Origin of the sequence: Burkholderia diffusa, assembly GCF_902499115.1 — a bacterium.
In the GTDB taxonomy this organism is placed as follows: domain Bacteria; phylum Pseudomonadota; class Gammaproteobacteria; order Burkholderiales; family Burkholderiaceae; genus Burkholderia; species Burkholderia diffusa.
Window position 1 is genome coordinate 135,270 of sequence record NZ_CABVPN010000002.1, and the last position, 16,494, is coordinate 151,763.

At 66.9% G+C, this 16,494-nt stretch carries 13 protein-coding genes; 11 read left to right on the forward strand and 2 right to left on the reverse strand.

Going from position 1 to position 16,494, the window contains the following annotated elements:
- Window positions 1-256 precede the first annotated feature (256 nt).
- Both BTE28158_RS02515 and BTE28158_RS02520 read left to right on the forward strand, forming a co-directional pair.
- Complete coding sequence (locus BTE28158_RS02515; RefSeq protein WP_151050661.1) at window positions 257-838, forward strand: chloramphenicol phosphotransferase CPT family protein; 582 nt, start codon at window positions 257-259, stop codon at window positions 836-838.
- 221 nt (window positions 839-1,059) lie between these two features.
- Window positions 1,060-1,734 carry a class I SAM-dependent methyltransferase gene (locus BTE28158_RS02520; protein WP_174919652.1) on the forward strand — a complete coding sequence of 225 codons (675 nt, stop codon included), beginning with the start codon at window positions 1,060-1,062 and terminating at the stop codon, window positions 1,732-1,734.
- A gap of 190 nt (window positions 1,735-1,924) precedes the next feature.
- On the opposite strand, the gene speB is transcribed toward BTE28158_RS02520, so the two are convergent.
- Window positions 1,925-2,887 carry an agmatinase gene (gene speB / locus BTE28158_RS02525; RefSeq protein ID WP_151050681.1) on the reverse strand — a complete coding sequence of 321 codons (963 nt, stop codon included), beginning with the start codon at window positions 2,885-2,887 and terminating at the stop codon, window positions 1,925-1,927.
- A 456-nt stretch (window positions 2,888-3,343) separates the two neighbouring features.
- Here speB and BTE28158_RS02530 point away from each other — a divergent pair, with 456 nt between their 5' ends.
- From BTE28158_RS02530 to BTE28158_RS02550, 5 genes are all read left to right on the forward strand, one after another.
- Complete coding sequence (locus tag BTE28158_RS02530; RefSeq protein WP_151050657.1) at window positions 3,344-4,018, forward strand: lysoplasmalogenase; 675 nt, start codon at window positions 3,344-3,346, stop codon at window positions 4,016-4,018.
- 243 nt (window positions 4,019-4,261) lie between these two features.
- Complete coding sequence (locus BTE28158_RS02535; protein ID WP_151050655.1) at window positions 4,262-5,845, forward strand: flavin-containing monooxygenase; 1,584 nt, start codon at window positions 4,262-4,264, stop codon at window positions 5,843-5,845.
- Between the two features lie 21 nt (window positions 5,846-5,866).
- On the forward strand, window positions 5,867-6,805 hold the full coding sequence (locus tag BTE28158_RS02540; protein WP_174919654.1) for an SDR family NAD(P)-dependent oxidoreductase: 939 nt from the start codon (window positions 5,867-5,869) through the stop codon (window positions 6,803-6,805).
- A complete protein-coding gene (locus BTE28158_RS02545) occupies window positions 6,802-7,707 on the forward strand; it encodes a metal-dependent hydrolase (protein WP_124904873.1) in 906 nt (301 codons plus the stop codon). The genes BTE28158_RS02540 and BTE28158_RS02545 overlap by 4 nt, the downstream gene beginning before the upstream one ends.
- A gap of 4 nt (window positions 7,708-7,711) precedes the next feature.
- Window positions 7,712-8,626 carry an alpha/beta fold hydrolase gene (locus tag BTE28158_RS02550; protein ID WP_151048609.1) on the forward strand — a complete coding sequence of 305 codons (915 nt, stop codon included), beginning with the start codon at window positions 7,712-7,714 and terminating at the stop codon, window positions 8,624-8,626.
- Here the strand turns inward: BTE28158_RS02550 and BTE28158_RS02555 are convergent.
- Window positions 8,587-9,141 (reverse strand): putative glycolipid-binding domain-containing protein, encoded by a 555-nt coding sequence (locus tag BTE28158_RS02555; protein ID WP_151048610.1) that lies wholly within the window; start codon window positions 9,139-9,141, stop codon window positions 8,587-8,589. The two genes, BTE28158_RS02550 and BTE28158_RS02555, sit on opposite strands and share 40 nt — an antisense overlap.
- 271 nt (window positions 9,142-9,412) lie before the next feature.
- Here BTE28158_RS02555 and BTE28158_RS02560 point away from each other — a divergent pair, with 271 nt between their 5' ends.
- From BTE28158_RS02560 to BTE28158_RS02575, 4 genes are all read left to right on the forward strand, one after another.
- Entirely contained in the window at window positions 9,413-10,306 is an 894-nt protein-coding gene (locus BTE28158_RS02560) for an urea transporter (protein WP_151048611.1), read from the forward strand.
- A complete protein-coding gene (locus tag BTE28158_RS02565) occupies window positions 10,281-11,057 on the forward strand; it encodes a class II aldolase/adducin family protein (protein ID WP_151048612.1) in 777 nt (258 codons plus the stop codon). Before BTE28158_RS02560 ends, BTE28158_RS02565 begins: the two co-directional genes overlap by 26 nt.
- A gap of 60 nt (window positions 11,058-11,117) precedes the next feature.
- Window positions 11,118-11,306, forward strand: a complete 189-nt coding sequence (locus BTE28158_RS02570) for a 4-oxalocrotonate tautomerase (RefSeq protein WP_151048613.1) — start codon at window positions 11,118-11,120, stop codon at window positions 11,304-11,306.
- Window positions 11,307-11,628: 322 nt separating this feature from the next.
- Window positions 11,629-16,470, forward strand: coding sequence for an NAD-glutamate dehydrogenase (locus BTE28158_RS02575; protein WP_151048614.1), 4,842 nt, complete (start codon window positions 11,629-11,631; stop codon window positions 16,468-16,470).
- Window positions 16,471-16,494 lie beyond the last annotated feature (24 nt).

Consider the following 16,494-nt stretch of genomic DNA (forward strand, 5'->3'; position numbering starts at 1 on the left):
CAGCTTGGCCCAGTGGCACCCTTTGGGATCCGTTGGCGGGTAGCCTCTGGAAACGGACATTGAGAGTGGAGGCAACCAACGGCTGCTCAGGGTTGCGGATTCACCAGTCCTGGAACTCGGCTGTTTAGGGGGCAGTCGGCAGCGGTCAGTTGCTTTTGACCGCCGCCGGCCAAGAACGGTCGATCAGGGCGCGGCGTAGTTCGCTTACGTCCGGGTCTTGTATCATTCGCCCAGTTAAACTCATTCGCAGACATCGATGCCGACAGCCAGCATCATCCTGCTCAACGGGGTGGGTAGTTCCGGTAAGACTTCTCTTGCGCGAGCACTGCAATCAGCGTCGAAGGACGCGTTCCTGCATGTCCAGATGGATGCGTTCGTCGCCATGCTACCGCCCCGTTATCTGGACGATCCGGACGGATTTACCTTTGCGTCGTCGACCGATGATGGAAAGGACGTCGTATCGATACATAGCGGCGCGGTTACGCAACGTGTTATGCGGGGTATGCGACGCGCTATGGTTGCGCTCGCGGCTGAAGGGAACAATCTCATCGTCGATGAGGTTCTTCTCGGTGACGAGAAAAATGACTATGCACGCCTCTTCGAACCGTTCGAGCTAGTTACCGTTGGCGTCTACTGTTCACTCAAAGTCCTTGAGGAAAGGGAGCGGCAGCGCAGTGATCGGCTTGTCGGATTAGCTAGATGGCAATACGACAAAGTGCATACCGGAATGACCTACAACGTCACAGTCGATACCAGCGAAGCTACACCGGAGGAATGCGCACAGGCTGTCATGCGTGCGCTGTCGTCGCGAATTGATGTTTCGCGCGACTTCAGGTAGGTACGTAGGGCTCCGCGTAAAGTTCGCTGCGAATGTCCGATTCGTAGAAAGTCGAGTGTCCCTTAAGGGTCGACAACGGAATATCGACGCTGCAGCCCAGCGAGCGAAACATGAACCTGAGGCAAACTTCCGGTTTCGGCCAGTTCCGCACATTGGGTCACTGGCGCTGAATCGACGACAATCTGGCAAACTTTCCGAAACACCGGCGCATGGAGGGCTGCGTGTCCGTTAATGTCAGCGGAACGGAGGGCTACGCGGAGAATGCGCCATTGCTCATCGAGCAATGGCAACATATTTCGTTTGCGGAGCATCACGCGCCCATCATGCATCTCGTGCCGATGGCGCCGTCCTGCGTCCTCGACGTCGGAGCCGGTATCGGAACCGACGCTGCTGCGTTTGCGACGATGGGGCATTCGGTCGTAGCCGTCGAACCGGTGGACGCGCTGCGAGTTGCAGGAATCCGGCAGTATCCGTCTCCCCGGATTGAATGGCTGGACGATAGCCTTCCGGATCTCGCGCTACTGCGTTCCAGACGAAAAGAATTCCACTTTGTACTGCTGTCCGCTGTTTGGATGCACCTTGACGAGCACGAACGTCGCCGCGCGATGCCGAATGTCAGTGCTCTTCTTTGCGATGGTGCGGTACTGGTCATGTCCCTGCGTCACGGCCCCGTTCCGGAAGGCCGACGGATGTTCGATGTTCGGGCCGGGGAGACGATGCAACTCGCGAATGCTCATGGCCTGCGAACCGTCATGAACGTTCGGACCGAATCTTCTCAGCAAGGAAATCGGCGCATGCGCGTGATGTGGAGTCGCCTTGCTTTCGTCAAGGACGGCGCGCAGGGCTGCCGGGAAGCTTGGAATCCCCGCGCGGGTTACCGCTATCAGGCGCTGTGAATACCGGCTTCGGGGCGGGAGGCACCCTCCACGAAAGCGCACGACGAGTTTTTCTGCTCGCCCCACGGCAAGCAATCCACCCACGGCCATCGATCCGTCGACGTTGCGCGCAGCGCATGAAAAAAGGCCCGCAGGCACCCGTCCCGCCGGCCTTTTGCATGACATGGCCGTGCACGTCGGCCTACCCGCTTCAGCCGCCCACCACCTTCTTCTGCCGCCAGAGGCACAGCAAATCGCACGCGACATGCGCTGCCGCAATTGCGGTGATGTCCGCGTGATCATAAGCAGGCGCAACCTCGACGACATCCGCGCCAACCAGATTCACCGCACCGAGCCCACGCACGATCGCGAGTGCCTGCGCGGACGACAACCCGCCCGCGACCGGCGTCCCCGTGCCGGGCGCGAACGCCGGATCGAGACAGTCGATATCGAACGTCAGGTACGCGGGCCGCGCACCGACGATGTCGACGATCCGCTCCACCGCCGCGCGCGGACCATGCTCATGCACCCACGCGGCATCGAGTCGTTCGATCCCGAGAAAATCGTCGTTCCACGTGCGGATGCCGACCTGCACCGACGTCGCCGGATCGATCAGCCCTTCCTTCACCGCCTTGTAGAACATCGTGCCGTGATTGAGGCTGTCCGGCTCGTCGTCGGCCCACGTATCGCAGTGCGCATCGAAGTGGATCAACGACAATGGCTTGCCGTAGCGCTCCGCGTGCGCGACCAGTAGCGGATACGTGATGTAGTGGTCGCCGCCGAGCGTCAGCATCTTCGCGCCCGAGCGCAGGATCGTGCGCGCATGCTCGACGATCGCAGGCTTGATCGACAGCGGGTTGTGCGCATCGAACCAGCAATCGCCGTAATCGACGGCCGCGAGATCGTCGAACGGATCGAAGCCCCACGGATACGGATGGAGCTCCGCGAGCTGCACGCTCGCCGCGCGGATCGCGGCCGGCCCGAGCCGCGCGCCCGAACGATAGGTCGTCGCGAGGTCGAGCGGCACGCCGGAAATCGCGACGTCGACGCCGTCGAGCGCGCGCGTATAGGTGCGGCGCATGAACGACAGCACGCCCGCATAGGTGTTTTCGATCGAGGAGCCGTATGGCGTCGTGCGACGGATCGCGCCGTCGCCGTGGAGCAGTTCGGTCATGTCGAACCTGTTGGTCATGAGGACCGCACGCAGCCTCTGCATCGGGTGCGCTGGCGGGACCCGGCACGGATTCATTGAAAACGCGGCGGCCTGCCCTCGCCGGGCGCGGCCGTCGCGCCGGCCTGCGAACCCTGTAGCGCGGCCGGGCGGGACAACGTCGATACGCGGCGATGATAGCAAGCCGAAACCTCTGCGTTTGCCCCGGTTCGACCGGGGCAAACGCATCGGAACAACCGGCGCGGCGGCAGGTGTACCGGCGCCGCATGGCCCGAACCGGCATCGCCGCATCGCCACATCGCCGAACCGTCGCACCGCCACACCGCCGCACCGTCACCATGCCGCGCCTAGAAGGATTCGCCGGTTCTTACCCGGCCGTTCTTCCGGATAATGGCCAGCAGCCGCGCCCACGACGGCGCGCCGTCCATCGCGGACCACGACAATCCGGAGACACCCCCCTTGATCGCCACGCTTCCCGCCACCTATCGCCGGCTCTGGCCGCTGGCCGTCGCCGCCGCGCTGCTGTACGGACTGTCGCTCGCCGCCGCGCCCTATCCCGGCCAGGCCGCCGCGAAAGCCGCGATGGGCATCCTGTTGCTCGCGGCCGGCAGCACCTGCGCGGCACCGCGCGAACGCGCGTGGCTGTGCGCGGCGCTCGCCACGGCGGTGCTCGGCGACGTACTGCTCGCGCTGCCCGACTGGCCGCTGTCGTTCGTCCTCGGCCTCGGCGCGTTCCTGCTCACTCATCTGTGTTACTGCACGATCTTCGTGCGCTGGCGCGCGCGGCCGCACGGCTGGCGCATCGCGGCGCTGATCGGGCTCTGGATCGCCGCGCCGGCGTTCTACGTGGCCTTCCTTCCGCACCTGGGCGAGTTGCTCGCGCCGGTCGCCGTCTACATGCTCGTGCTGTGCGCGATGGCGAGCTTCGCGCTCGCGGCCCGCACGCGCGGCCCGCTGGTCGCCGTCGGCAGCCTGATCTTCGTGGGCTCCGACACGCTGATCGGCGTCGGACGCTTCCTCGGCGGCTTTCCCGGCATCGACTACCTGATCTGGGGCCTCTACGCGCTCGCGCAGGTCACGATCGTCGCCGGGGTTTTCCATGAGACGGTCGCCCGCCCGATCCGTCCCCGATAGCGTTTCAAACAGGCCGCCGCGCGCCGGCGGCCCCGCCGCTCGCTTCCCCCGCCCTGCCGACGGCCGTTTCCGCGCATCCCGCAATGCGGAAGCCGTCCCGTTCCAAACCCCGCTCAGCCTTTTCCCGCGCGGCTTCTGGCCCTTAGAGCGCCGCTTCTAGCCTCTTGCGGTTTCCCGGCTCACCCACTATCGTTACATCAACCAATGTAACATTAAAAAATGAGCCAAATCGGAGACACCCGGATGAATGCTCGCACGTTGCCTTTCGGCCCGCCCGGCCACGACGGCCTGGACGAAACCATCGACATCGCCATCATCGGCACCGGCTTCGCCGGTCTCGGGATGGCCATCCGCCTGCGGCAGACAGGTGTGACCGACTTCGTCGTCCTCGAGAAGGCCGCGTCGGTCGGCGGCACGTGGCGCGACAACCATTACCCCGGGTGTGCCTGCGACGTCCAATCGCACGTCTATTCATTCTCGTTCGCGCCGAACCCGCGCTGGACGCGCATGTTCGCGCCGCAGCCGGAGATCCGCGCATACCTGGAAGACTGCGTGCAGCGCTTCGGCGTCGGCCCTCACCTGCGCCTGAACCACGAACTGCAGCGCGCCGAATACGACGAGGCCGCGCAACGCTGGCGCCTCACGTTCGCGAACGGCAAGCGGCTGTCGGCGCGTGTGCTGGTGTCGGGGATGGGCGGGCTGTCGCGCGCCGCGCTGCCGGCGATTCCCGGCGTCGAGAACTTCAAGGGGCGCGCGTTCCATTCGCAGCAGTGGGATCACGACTACGCGCTCGAAGGCAAGCGCGTCGCGGTGATCGGCACCGGCGCGAGCGCGATCCAGTTCGTGCCGCAAATCGCGCCGCGCGTGAAGCAGCTCGCGCTGTTCCAGCGCACGCCGCCGTGGATCATGCCGAAGCCCGACCGCAACCTGACCGGCTTCGAGAAATGGCTGTTCCGCACGTTGCCGTTCACGCAGAAGGCGGTGCGCAGCGGCATCTACTGGATGCTCGAATCGCGCGTGCTCGGCTTCGCGATCCATCCGTCGCTGATGAAGAACGTGCAGAAGCTCGCGTTGCGCCATATCCGCAAGCAGATTCCCGATCCGGAACTGCGCAAGACCGTCACGCCAAACTACACGCTCGGCTGCAAGCGCGTGCTGATCTCGAACGACTACTACCCGGCGCTGTCGCGCAAGAACGTCGACGTGATCACGACCGGCATCGACCACATCGAAGCCGACGCGGTCGTGACGACCGACGGCCGCCGTCATGAAGTCGACTGCCTGATCTACGGCACGGGCTTCCAGGTCGCCGATCCGTATCCGCGCGGCGCGATCATCGGCCGCGGCGGCCTCGACATCGTCGACGCCTGGCGCGACGGCGCGCACGCGTATCTCGGCACGACGCTGCCGGGCTACCCGAACTTCTTCATGATCGTCGGTCCGAACACCGGCCTCGGCCACAACTCGATGGTGTTCATGATCGAGTCGCAGATCGAATACATCCTCGGCGCGCTGCAGGCGATGCGCCGCGAACGTGCAGACGCGATCGAGGTGCGCCCGCTCGTCGAGGCGCAGTTCAACAGCGACCTGCAGGGCCGACTCAAGAAGGCGATCTGGTCGACGGGCGGCTGCAAGAGCTGGTACCTCGATCCGCGCACCGGCAAAAACACGACCCTGTGGCCGGGCTTCACCTGGCGCTTCCGCCAGGCGACCGCGCACTTCTCGATCGCCGATTACCACGCGTATCGCGCGCCGCACCACGACACGAGCGCGCGGCCCGTCGTCGCGCCCGCCGCTTCCGCTTCCACTTCCGCCGAAGCGGCCTGAGCCAGACAAGGAGCCACCGACATGAGAGATTTCGCCAACAAGGTCGCCGCGATCACGGGCGCAGGCTCGGGCATGGGCCGCTCGCTCGCCGTGCAGCTCGCGCAGGCCGGCTGCCACGTGTCGCTCGCCGACAAGAACGGCGTCGGCCTCGCCGAAACCGAGCGGATCGTCCGTACGATCGCGCCGAACGTGCGCGTGTCGACGCGCGTGCTCGACGTCGGCGACCGCGACGCGATGTTCGCGTGGGCGGACGACACCGCGAAGGAACACGGCAAGGTCAACCTGATCTTCAACAACGCGGGCGTCGCGCTGTCGAGCACGATCGAAGGCATGGAATACGGCGATCTCGAGTGGATCGTGAACATCAACTTCTGGGGCGTCGTGCACGGCACGAAGGCGTTCCTGCCGCACCTGAAAGCATCGGGCGACGGTCACGTGATCAACACGTCGAGCATCTTCGGGATCTTCGCGCAGCCGGGGATGAGCGGCTACAACGCGACCAAGTTCGCGGTGCGCGGCTTCACTGAATCGCTGCGGCAGGAACTCGACATGATGAAGTGCGGCGTGTCGGCCACCTGCGTGCATCCGGGCGGCATCCGCACCAACATCGCGCAATCGAGCCGCGTCGCGAAGAACATGGTCGGCTTCATCGTCGAGAGCGAGCAGCAGGGCAAGGACAGCTTCGAGAAGTTCTTCATCACGACCGCCGACGACGCCGCGCGCACGATCCTCGCCGGCGTGCGCAAGAACAAGCGCCGCGTGCTGATCGGCCGCGACGCGAAGGGCGCGGACTGGATGGCACGCATCCTGCCGGCCGCGTACCAGGCGCTCGTCGTGCTCGCGACGCGCCGCGAGGCCGCGAAGGCCCGCCGCGCGGCCGCGCGCTACGGCGCGCCGGCGGCCACGCCGCTTCACGCCACCTACAACAATGCAGGCAATCAGGGAGGAGAACAATCATGAAGACCCCGAACATGATGCCGGTGCGGCGCGACATCCGTTTCGCGCTGCCGCCCGAACGCGCGAAGGACTGGCACGTCCAGGGCGTGCCCGTCACGCACTTCATGAACGCGCTGTCGCTGCTGTTCCCGGCCGGCGAGCGCTTCTTCATGGATTCGGTGCGCAACTACCGCGACCGCATCGAGGATCCGGAGCTGAAGAAGCAGGTGCTCGGCTTCATCGGCCAGGAAGCGATGCACACGCGCGAGCACATCGAGTACAACGACCTGCTGCAGGCGTCCGGCCTGCCCGCGCACAAGCTCGACAAGCGGCTGTGGACGATCCTCGGCTTCTTCAAGAAGACGCTGCCGCATTCGATGCAGCTCGCGATCACGATCGCGCTCGAGCACTACACGGCGATCCTCGCGAACCAGCTGCTGTCGGGCCACGAACACCGGATCGACGGATCGGTCGAAGGCTATCAGCAGATGTGGATGTGGCACGCGATGGAGGAAACCGAGCACAAGGCGGTGTCGTACGACGTATGGAACGCCGTGATGAAGCCGGGCCTCGGCAGCTACCTGCTGCGCACGGGCACGATGCTGACGACGACGGTATTGTTCTGGGCGATCGTGTTCGACTTCCACGTTCGCCTGATGCGTGCGCACCGTCGCGAACACGGCAGGTTCGGCGGCATGTGGCGCCTCGTGAAGTATCTGTACAGCCCGAGGCACGGCGTGTTCCCGAGCATCGCCCGCGAATGGCTCGACTACTTCCGTCCGGGCTTCCATCCGTGGGACCACGACAACCATCAGTACCTGCAGGAGCTCGACACGCTGCTCGCGAACATCGACGCGACCAACGCGCGCCATGCCGCGCAGGCCGCCCCGCGCCGCGTGCCGCTGCATCCGGTTCCGCAGGCATGACGTCGTGGCGCGCGCACACGAGATGCTGACCGTCCGCTCCGGCGACGTGAAACTCGCCGTGTACGTCAGCGGCCCACGGCGCGCGCCGCCGCTGATCCTCGTGCACGGTTATCCCGATTCGGCGGCCGTGTGGGCGCCAGTCCGCGCGCGGCTCGCGAAGCGCTATCGCGTGATCGCGTACGACGTGCGTGGCGCCGGCGCATCCGATGCGCCGCGCCGCCGCACGGACTACGCACTTGCGCGGCTCGCGGAGGACCTGAAGGCGGTGGCCGACGCGACCTGCGGCAATCGGCCGTTCCATCTGGTCGGCCACGACTGGGGGTCGATCCAGTGCTGGGAGGCCGTGACAGATCCCGCGTTCCGCGGCCGGATTGCGTCCTACACGTCGATCTCCGGCCCGTGCCTCGACCACGTGTTCCGCGCGAAGATGCGGCTCAGGCAGAGCCTGAAGTCGTGGTACATCGCGTTCTTCCACCTGCCGGTCGTGCCGTCGCTGGTCTGGCGCCTCGGCGGCGCCGCGCTGTGGCCGCGCTGGCTGCAGCTGACCGAGCGCGTGCGGCCAGAACGCGACCCCGCGCAGTTGAAGAATGCGCTGAACGGGTTGCAGCTCTACCGCGCGAACTTCCTCGCGCGGGCGAGAAAGCCGCGCGAGCGGTACGCGCAGGCGCCGGTGCAGATCCTCGTGCCGGTGCGCGACCGCTACGTGACGCCCGAGATGTCGGTCGATCTCGATCGCTGGCTCGGCGAGCACGTGCGCGAGGAAATCGACGGCGCGCACTGGATCGTCATGCGCAACCCGGAGCTGATCGCGGCGCGGATCGACCGGTTCGCGGCGGCGCATGAAAGGCCGGCCGTCGCGGCGGCAACGCGAGCGGCGGTTCAGCGCAATGCCGGCAGGCGCTTGAACAACGTTTCGTAGTCGATCACGAGCCCGTCGGCGTCGATGTCCATTTCCGCCGTGAAATTCCGGAAAATGCCTTCGTAGCGGTAGCGCCTGCCGGGCTCGATGCACGTGTACGCCTGCTTGACCGACGTCACCTCCAAGTCCGGCGTCGAGATGTATGCGACGTCGATCGGCCGCCGCTCGCCGCGCGCGAGACCGAGGCGGCCGATCGGCAGCGAATTCGTGAACGGCGTCGCCGCGATGTCGATGTCGACGCAACCGTCCAGTTCCCGCAGTGCACGCCCTGAACCGTCGCGCCAGTGCCCGGCGCCGTCGCCGTGCAACGCCAGCGTGCCGCCGCCCATCACCTTGAGCACCGCGTACGTCACGCGCCAGTGCGGATCGCACTCGACGCGATACGCGAGCCCGTAAGCGCGGCCGTACCGCTGGCCGACCACCGCGCTTTCGACGACGATGCCGCCGCCACTCCGGTCGAACGTCATATGTTCGACGCCGTCGCCCTCGAGCGACGCCCAACGCACCGCACGCATTCCTTCGTCTCCCGGTTGGTCCGATGCCGGGCATCGTCGCACGAATCCCCGCTCGAGGACGTGAACCACGACGCGTACTTGGGTCAAAAGAACCGGCCATTGCCCGAATTCGCGACCGAAACCAACAATTAGCCCGAAAACGCCAATGCGCAGTCCCCCGGGCATTCCCCAATTCGGGGCGTCCGCCACAAATCCTGACTATCCAGAATTCCCTATTCCGGTGCACGGGATTGTGTCCTATGCTCGCGGCTCGTCCTGCCTTACCGCCGCCATGCCTACCGCCCGCCCTGCCTCGCCGACGATCGACCTGCATACCCTGCTGCGCGGCATCGGGCAGATCGTCCTGCAGGCGAATGCAGTCAGCGGCGCGCTGCTGCTCGCCGCGCTGGCACTGACCGACTTGCGGCTCGCGTCCGCCGCACTGGTCGGCTCGGCCGCCGCCAGCATGACCGCCGTACTCACGGGCGCCGAGCGCCGCGACGTCGAACAAGGGCTGCACGGCTTCAACGGCGCGCTCGCCGCGCTGATCGCCGTGCTGTTCGCACCTTCTTCGCTCGCCGCCATCGCGCTGGTGCCGGTGGTCTCGATCGGCGCGGCACTCGTGCAGCGCGCGATGCGCGTGCCGCTCGCCCGCTGCCGCCAGTGCCCGTATTCGAGCCCGTGCCTCGTCATCACCGCGCTGTGGCTACCGTTTGTCGCACCGCAGCATGCAAGCAACGCGACGACAGGTGCCCCCCTTACGTTGCCTTCCATCGCCGACGCGCTGCTCTCGGGCATTGCACAGACCACCTTCGCGCAAGGCCCATGGGCAGGCATGCTGATCGTCGCCGGCCTCGCCGTCGCGTCGTGCCGCGCGGCCGCATTCGCGCTCGGCGGCGCGATCGTGTCGACCGTGCTGCTGGTCGCGTCCGGCGCGAACGGTGCGTCGTTCGCGGATGGCCTGCTCGGCTTCAATGGCGCGCTCGCCGCGCTCGCGCTGATGTCGCGCGGCCCGCGCGCGGCGTTCGCCGCCGCTGCACTCGCCGCGCTGATGCAGTGGCTCGCGACGCGCGCGGGCGTCCCCGCGTTCACGGCCCCGTTCGCACTCGCGTCGTGGGTCACGGTGCTCCTCGCGCGCCGATTCACCCTCGGAGAACCCGATGTCGTCATTCGCACACCGTCCTGACACCGTGAAGCCCGGCGGCCCGATCTCGGACGCCGAGCGCCGGTTGCGCGTCGATCTCGCCGCCGCCTATCGCCTCGTTGCGCTGAACGGCTGGGACGACCTGATCTACACGCATCTGTCCGCGACGGTGCCGGGCGAACCCGGGCATTTCCTGATCAACCCGTTCGGCCTCGCGTTCGACGAGGTCCGCGCATCGAATCTCGTGAAGATCGACCTGGCCGGCAACCGGATCGGCGACGGAGAACACGCGGTCAACGTGACGGGCTTCGCGCTCCACGCGGCCGTGCATGCCGCGCGGCCGAATGCCGTCTGCGTGATGCATCTGCACAATACGGCGGGCATCGCCGTGTCGATCCAGCGCGACGGGCTGCTGCCCGCGTCGCAGCACGCGCTGCGGTTTCACGGCGATCTCGCGTATCACGACTACGAGGCGCTCGCGTTCTCGCCGGCCGAAGGTGCGCGGCTCACCGCCAGCCTCGGCGCGAAATCCGCGATGCTGCTGCGCAACCACGGTACGCTGACGGTCGGCCGGACCGTTGCGGAGGCGTATGTATTGATGGATACGCTGATCAAGGCCTGCGACATCCAGATACGCGCGCAGGCCGGCGGCGGGCCGCTCGTGCTGCCCGAGCCGGCCGTCGCCGACCGCACGGCCGAGCAGTTGCGCGACGGCGGCGCGATCGAGGGTGAACTGGAATGGCCGGCGCTGCTGCGCCGCCTCGACCGGATCGATCCGTCGTATCGCGACTGAACCGACGCCATCGCCACGCTCTCTACGAATCGTTCACCCCAACCATCGGAGCATTCAGTCATGCCGACTTTCAATATCCAGTTGTTCGAAGGCCGCACCGTCGAGCAGAAGCGCGCGTTCGTCGAAGCGATCACGCGCGTCACGTGCGAGACGCTCGGTTGCGACCCGGGCTCGGTCGACATCATCATCGCCGACGTGAAGAAGGAAAACTGGGCGACGGCCGGCAAGCTGTGGAGCGACGAGCGCTGATTCCGGCAACTTCGGCACCGGTGCAACCTGCCCGGCAACGTGCGTTCGAATCGTGGTGACATTGCGGGGACATCCGGACGCACGCGCCGCACGATGCTGTGCGTCAGGGAGACCGCGTGATCGACGACAGCCGTATCACCGCCGCACCTGGCCCGACCGCCCATACGACGCCGGCTCCCGGCGTTGCATGCGGCCTCCCTCCCCTGCCCCGCGTTGTGCGCCCGCACATCGCTCCGTCACGCAACCGGCACATCAATCGGCACATCAATCGGCGCATAATGCCGAACACACGCAGCAGCCAGTGGCCACCCGGGAGACCGCCATGGAAGCGAAGAACGAGGAAGTCGTCGCACACCTGCTCTCCGATGTCGTCGAATTCGCGCGCGGGCGGCTGCCCGAAGCCACGTTCCGAATCGTCGAACCGTTCCTGCGTCATTACTACGATTTCGTCGACGCCGATGATCTGCAGAATCGCGGCATCGCCGACCTCTACGGCGCCGCGATGGCGCACTGGCAGACCGCCCAGAAATTCGTGCCCGGCAGCGAGCGGCTGCGCGTCTACAACCCGATCCTCGAACAGCACGGCTGGCACTCGGACCATACGGTGATCGAGATCGTCAACGACGACATGCCGTTCCTGGTCGATTCGGTGACGATGGCCGTCAATCGCCTCGGGCTCGCGCTGCACTCCGCGCTGCACCCGGTGTTCCGCATCTGGCGCGCCGGCAACGGCGGGATCGAGCGTGTCGACGCCGGTGGCGCGACGCCCGGCGACGGCCAGTCGCAACTCGCGTCGTTCATTCACTTCGAAGTCGATCGCTGCGGCGACGCCGCGCTGCTCGACACGCTGCGCGACGACATCGCGCGCGTGCTCGGCGATGTGCGCGCGTCGGTCGAGGACTGGCCGAAGATCGTCGACATCGCGCGCGCGACGATCAAGGACATGAAGGCCCGCGAATCCACCGCGGAAGACATCGAGGCGCGCGCGTTCCTCGAGTGGATGGCCGCCGATCACTTCACGTTCCTGGGCCAGCGCGACTACGCGCTCGTGTCCGACGGCACGGGCTTCGGCCTGCGCGGCGTGGAAGGCTCCGGCTTCGGCCTGCTGCGCGAATCACTGCGCACGCCCGGCGCGCCCGACGTGACGCCGCTGCCGCCGGCGGCCGCGGAGATCGTCACCGGCCCCTGGCCCATCTTCCTGACCAAGGCGAACTCGCGCGCGACCGTGCACCGGCCCGGCTATCTCGACTACGTCGGCGTCAAACTGGTCGGCGCCGACGGCAAGGTGACCGGCGAACGCCGCTTCATCGGGTTGTACACGTCGACGTCGTATTTCGGTTCGTACACCGAAATCCCGATCGTGCGCCGCAAATGCGCGAACATCGTGAAGCGTGCGGGCTTCCTGCCGAAGGGACATCTCGGCAAGTCGCTGGTGACGGTGCTCGAAACCTATCCGCGCGACGAACTGTTCCAGGCCGACGAGGATCAGCTCTACGACATCGCGCTCGGCATCCTGCGCCTGCAGGAACACCAGCGCACGCGCCTGTTCGTGCGGCGCGACCGCTTCGACCGCTTCGTGTCGTGCCTCGCGTTCGTGCCGCGCGACAAGTACAACACCGACCTGCGCCGCCGCATCGCGAAGCTGCTCGTCGACGCGTACAACGGCGTGACCGTCGAGTTCACGCCGCTGCTGTCGGAATCGGCGATCGCGCGAATTCATTTCGTCGTCCATGCGGAACCGGGCACGATGCCCGACGTCGACACGCGCGAGCTCGAAACGCGGCTCGTGCAGGTCACGCGCCGCTGGCAAGACGATCTCGCGGACGCGCTGCTCGACGCCTTCGGAGAAGAACAAGGCAACCGCCTGCTGCAGCGCTATGCGGACTCGTTCCCGGCCGGCTATCGCGACGACTACCCGGCGCGCACGGCCGTGCGCGACATCGAGTTGATCGAGCGCGTGAAGGAGTCGGGCCAGCTCGCGATGAACCTGTACCGCCCGATCGAGGCCGAGGCGCGCGCATTCCGCTTCAAGGTGTATCGCGCGGGTGACCCGATCGCGCTGTCGCGCAGCCTGCCGATGCTCGAGCATCTCGGCGTGCGCGTCGATGAGGAGCGGCCGTACCGGATCCAGACGCAGGATGCCGCGCCCGCGTGGGTGCATGACTTCGGCCTCGAACTCGCGGACGATACCGAATTCGACATCGAGCGCGTGAAGGGCCTGTTCGAGGACGCGTTCGACCGGATCTGGACCGGCCGGATCGAGAACGACGACTTCAACCGTCTCGTGTTGCGCGCGCACCTGAGCGCACGCGAGGTCACGATCCTGCGCGCGTATGCGAAATACCTGCGGCAGGTCGGCTCGACGTTCAGCGATGCCTATATCGAGCGCGCGCTGACCGGCAACCCGGCGATCGCACGGCAACTGGTCGAACTGTTCCTGCTGCGCTTCGACCCGGCCACCGGCGGCACGCGCGACGTGCAGGTCGAACACCTGCTGAAGGCGATCGAGACGGCGCTCGACCAGGTGCCGAACCTCGACGAGGACCGGATCCTGCGCCAGTTCCTCGGCGTGATCAACGCGACCGTGCGCACCAACTATTTCCTGCACGACGCGAACGGCGAATCGAAGCCGTACCTGTCGTTCAAGTTCAATCCGGCGAAGGTGCCCGGCCTGCCCGAGCCGAAGCCGATGTTCGAGATCTGGGTGTACTCGCCGCGCGTCGAGGGCGTGCACCTGCGCGGCGGGCGCGTCGCGCGCGGCGGGCTGCGCTGGTCCGACCGTCGCGAGGACTTCCGCACCGAGGTGCTCGGGCTGATGAAGGCGCAGATGGTGAAGAACGTCGTGATCGTGCCGGTCGGCTCGAAAGGCGGCTTCGTCGTGAAGAACCCGCCGCCGCCGAGCGATCGAGAGGCGTGGATGCGCGAGGGCGTCGCGTGCTACCAGACGTTCCTGCGCGGCCTGCTCGACCTGACCGACAATCTCGCCGGCAACGCAATCGTACCGCCGCCCGACGTGGTGCGGCACGACCCCGACGATCCGTATCTCGTCGTCGCGGCCGACAAGGGCACGGCCACGTTCTCCGACTACGCGAACGCGATCTCTCACGAATACGGCTTCTGGCTCGACGATGCATTCGCGTCCGGCGGCTCCGTCGGCTACGACCACAAGAAGATGGCGATCACCGCGCGCGGCGCGTGGGAATCGGTCAAGCGGCACTTCCGCGAGATGGGCATCGACACGCAGACGACCGACTTCACCGTGGTCGGCGTCGGCGACATGTCGGGCGACGTGTTCGGCAACGGGATGCTGCTGTCGCCGCATATCCGGCTCGTCGCGGCGTTCGATCACCGGCACGTGTTCCTCGACCCGAACCCCGATCCGGCGACGAGCTTCGCGGAGCGCCAGCGGATGTTCGCGCTTGAACGCTCGAGCTGGGCCGACTACGACACATCCGTCATCTCGGCAGGCGGCGGCGTCTACCCACGCACCGCGAAGACGATCCCGCTGTCGCCGGCCGTGCAGGCCGCGCTCGGCATCGACGCGCACGCGCTGCCGCCGACCGAGCTGATCCGCGCCATCCTGCAGGCGCCTGTCGACCTGCTTTACAACGGCGGCATCGGCACCTACGTGAAGGCCGCGCGCGAAACCCACCAGCAGGTCGGCGATCGCGCGAACGACGCGGTGCGGGTAAACGGCGCGGACCTGCGCTGCAAGGTCGTCGGCGAAGGCGGCAACCTCGGCTGCACGCAGTTCGGCCGCATCGAGTTCGCGCAGCGCGGCGGCCGCATCAACACCGACGCGATCGACAACTCGGCCGGCGTCGATTGTTCGGATCACGAAGTCAACATCAAGATCCTGCTCGGGCTCGTCGTCTCCGACGGCGAGATGACCGAGAAGCAGCGCAACGCCCTGCTCGCGGAAATGACCGACGAAGTCGGGCTGCTCGTGCTGCGCGACAACTACTACCAGACGCAGGCGCTGTCGATCGCGGGCCGCTACAGCGTCGATCTGCTCGACGCCGAGGCGCGCCTGATGCGCTGGCTCGAACGCGCGGGCCGCCTGAACCGCGTGATCGAGTTCCTGCCGACCGACGACGAGATCGCCGAACGGCAGGCCGCGAAACAGGGGCTCACGTCGCCGGAGCGCGCGGTGCTCCTCGCCTACAGCAAGATGTGGCTGTACGACGCGCTGCTCGAATCCGACGTGCCCGAGGATCCGCTCGTCGCCGCGATGCTCGTCGACTATTTCCCGAAGCCGCTGCAACAGCGATTCAGCGAACCGATGCATCGCCACCCGCTGCGCCGCGAGATCCTCGCGACGCACCTGACCAACGCGCTCGTCAACCGGGTCGGCTGCGCGTTCGTGCACCGGCTGATGGAGGAAACCGATGCGAAGCCTGGCGACATCGTGCGCGCCTGCATCATGGCGCGCGACGTGTTCGATCTCGATGCGGTATGGCGCGACATCGACGCACTCGACAACCGCGTCGCCGACGACGTGCAGGCGCGCATGTTCGTCGACGTCGCGCGGCTGCTGGAACGCGCGGCGTTGTGGTTCCTGCGGCAGCTTCAGTCGGGCGCGGTGGCCAACGGCGGCGTCGCCGGACTGATCGCGCGCTGCCGCGACGCGGTGCAGCGCATTGCGCCGCAATTGCCGTCGCTGCTGCCGGCCGACGATCTGGAAGCGCTGTCCGAGCGGCAGCGCGTGCTGGTCGATGCCGGCGTCGACAGCGCGCTCGCGGTGCGCGTCGCGAGCGGCGACATCTCCGCCGCGCTGCTCGACATCGCCGAAGTGGCCGCGACCTGCGATCGCAGCCTCGAACTGGTCGCGGGCGTCTACTTCTCGCTCGGCACGCTGCTGAACTACGGGTGGATCGGCGAACGCGCGGCCACGCTGCCGACCCCGACGCACTGGGACATGCTGGCGCGTGCGGCCGCGCTCGCGGAGGTCGCGCGGCTCAAGCGCACGCTCGCCACCAGCGCGCTCGCGGAATCGGCCGACTCGACGGCGCCCGAGACGATCGTCCATGCGTGGCGCGAACGCCGCGACGCCGCGCTGCAGCGCTACGAGCACCTGCTCGCCGACCTGCGCGCGTCGGGCGGCGCGAGCCTCGCGGTGCTGCTCGTGGTCGTGCGCGAGATGGCCGTGCTCGAACGTGCGTGACGGGTGAGCCCGGGTCGCGCCGGG

Coding starts and splice junctions, on each gene's coding strand:
- BTE28158_RS02515 (WP_151050661.1), top strand. CDS start 257: ATGCCGACAGCCAGCATCATCCTGCTCAACGGGGTGGGTAGTTCCGGT.
- speB (WP_151050681.1), bottom strand. CDS start 2,887: ATGACCGAACTGCTCCACGGCGACGGCGCGATCCGTCGCACGACGCCA.
- BTE28158_RS02535 (WP_151050655.1), top strand. CDS start 4,262: ATGAATGCTCGCACGTTGCCTTTCGGCCCGCCCGGCCACGACGGCCTG.
- BTE28158_RS02540 (WP_174919654.1), top strand. CDS start 5,867: ATGAGAGATTTCGCCAACAAGGTCGCCGCGATCACGGGCGCAGGCTCG.
- BTE28158_RS02545 (WP_124904873.1), top strand. CDS start 6,802: ATGAAGACCCCGAACATGATGCCGGTGCGGCGCGACATCCGTTTCGCG.
- BTE28158_RS02555 (WP_151048610.1), bottom strand. CDS start 9,141: ATGCGTGCGGTGCGTTGGGCGTCGCTCGAGGGCGACGGCGTCGAACAT.
- BTE28158_RS02560 (WP_151048611.1), top strand. CDS start 9,413: ATGCCTACCGCCCGCCCTGCCTCGCCGACGATCGACCTGCATACCCTG.
- BTE28158_RS02565 (WP_151048612.1), top strand. CDS start 10,281: ATGTCGTCATTCGCACACCGTCCTGACACCGTGAAGCCCGGCGGCCCG.
- BTE28158_RS02570 (WP_151048613.1), top strand. CDS start 11,118: ATGCCGACTTTCAATATCCAGTTGTTCGAAGGCCGCACCGTCGAGCAG.
- BTE28158_RS02575 (WP_151048614.1), top strand. CDS start 11,629: ATGGAAGCGAAGAACGAGGAAGTCGTCGCACACCTGCTCTCCGATGTC.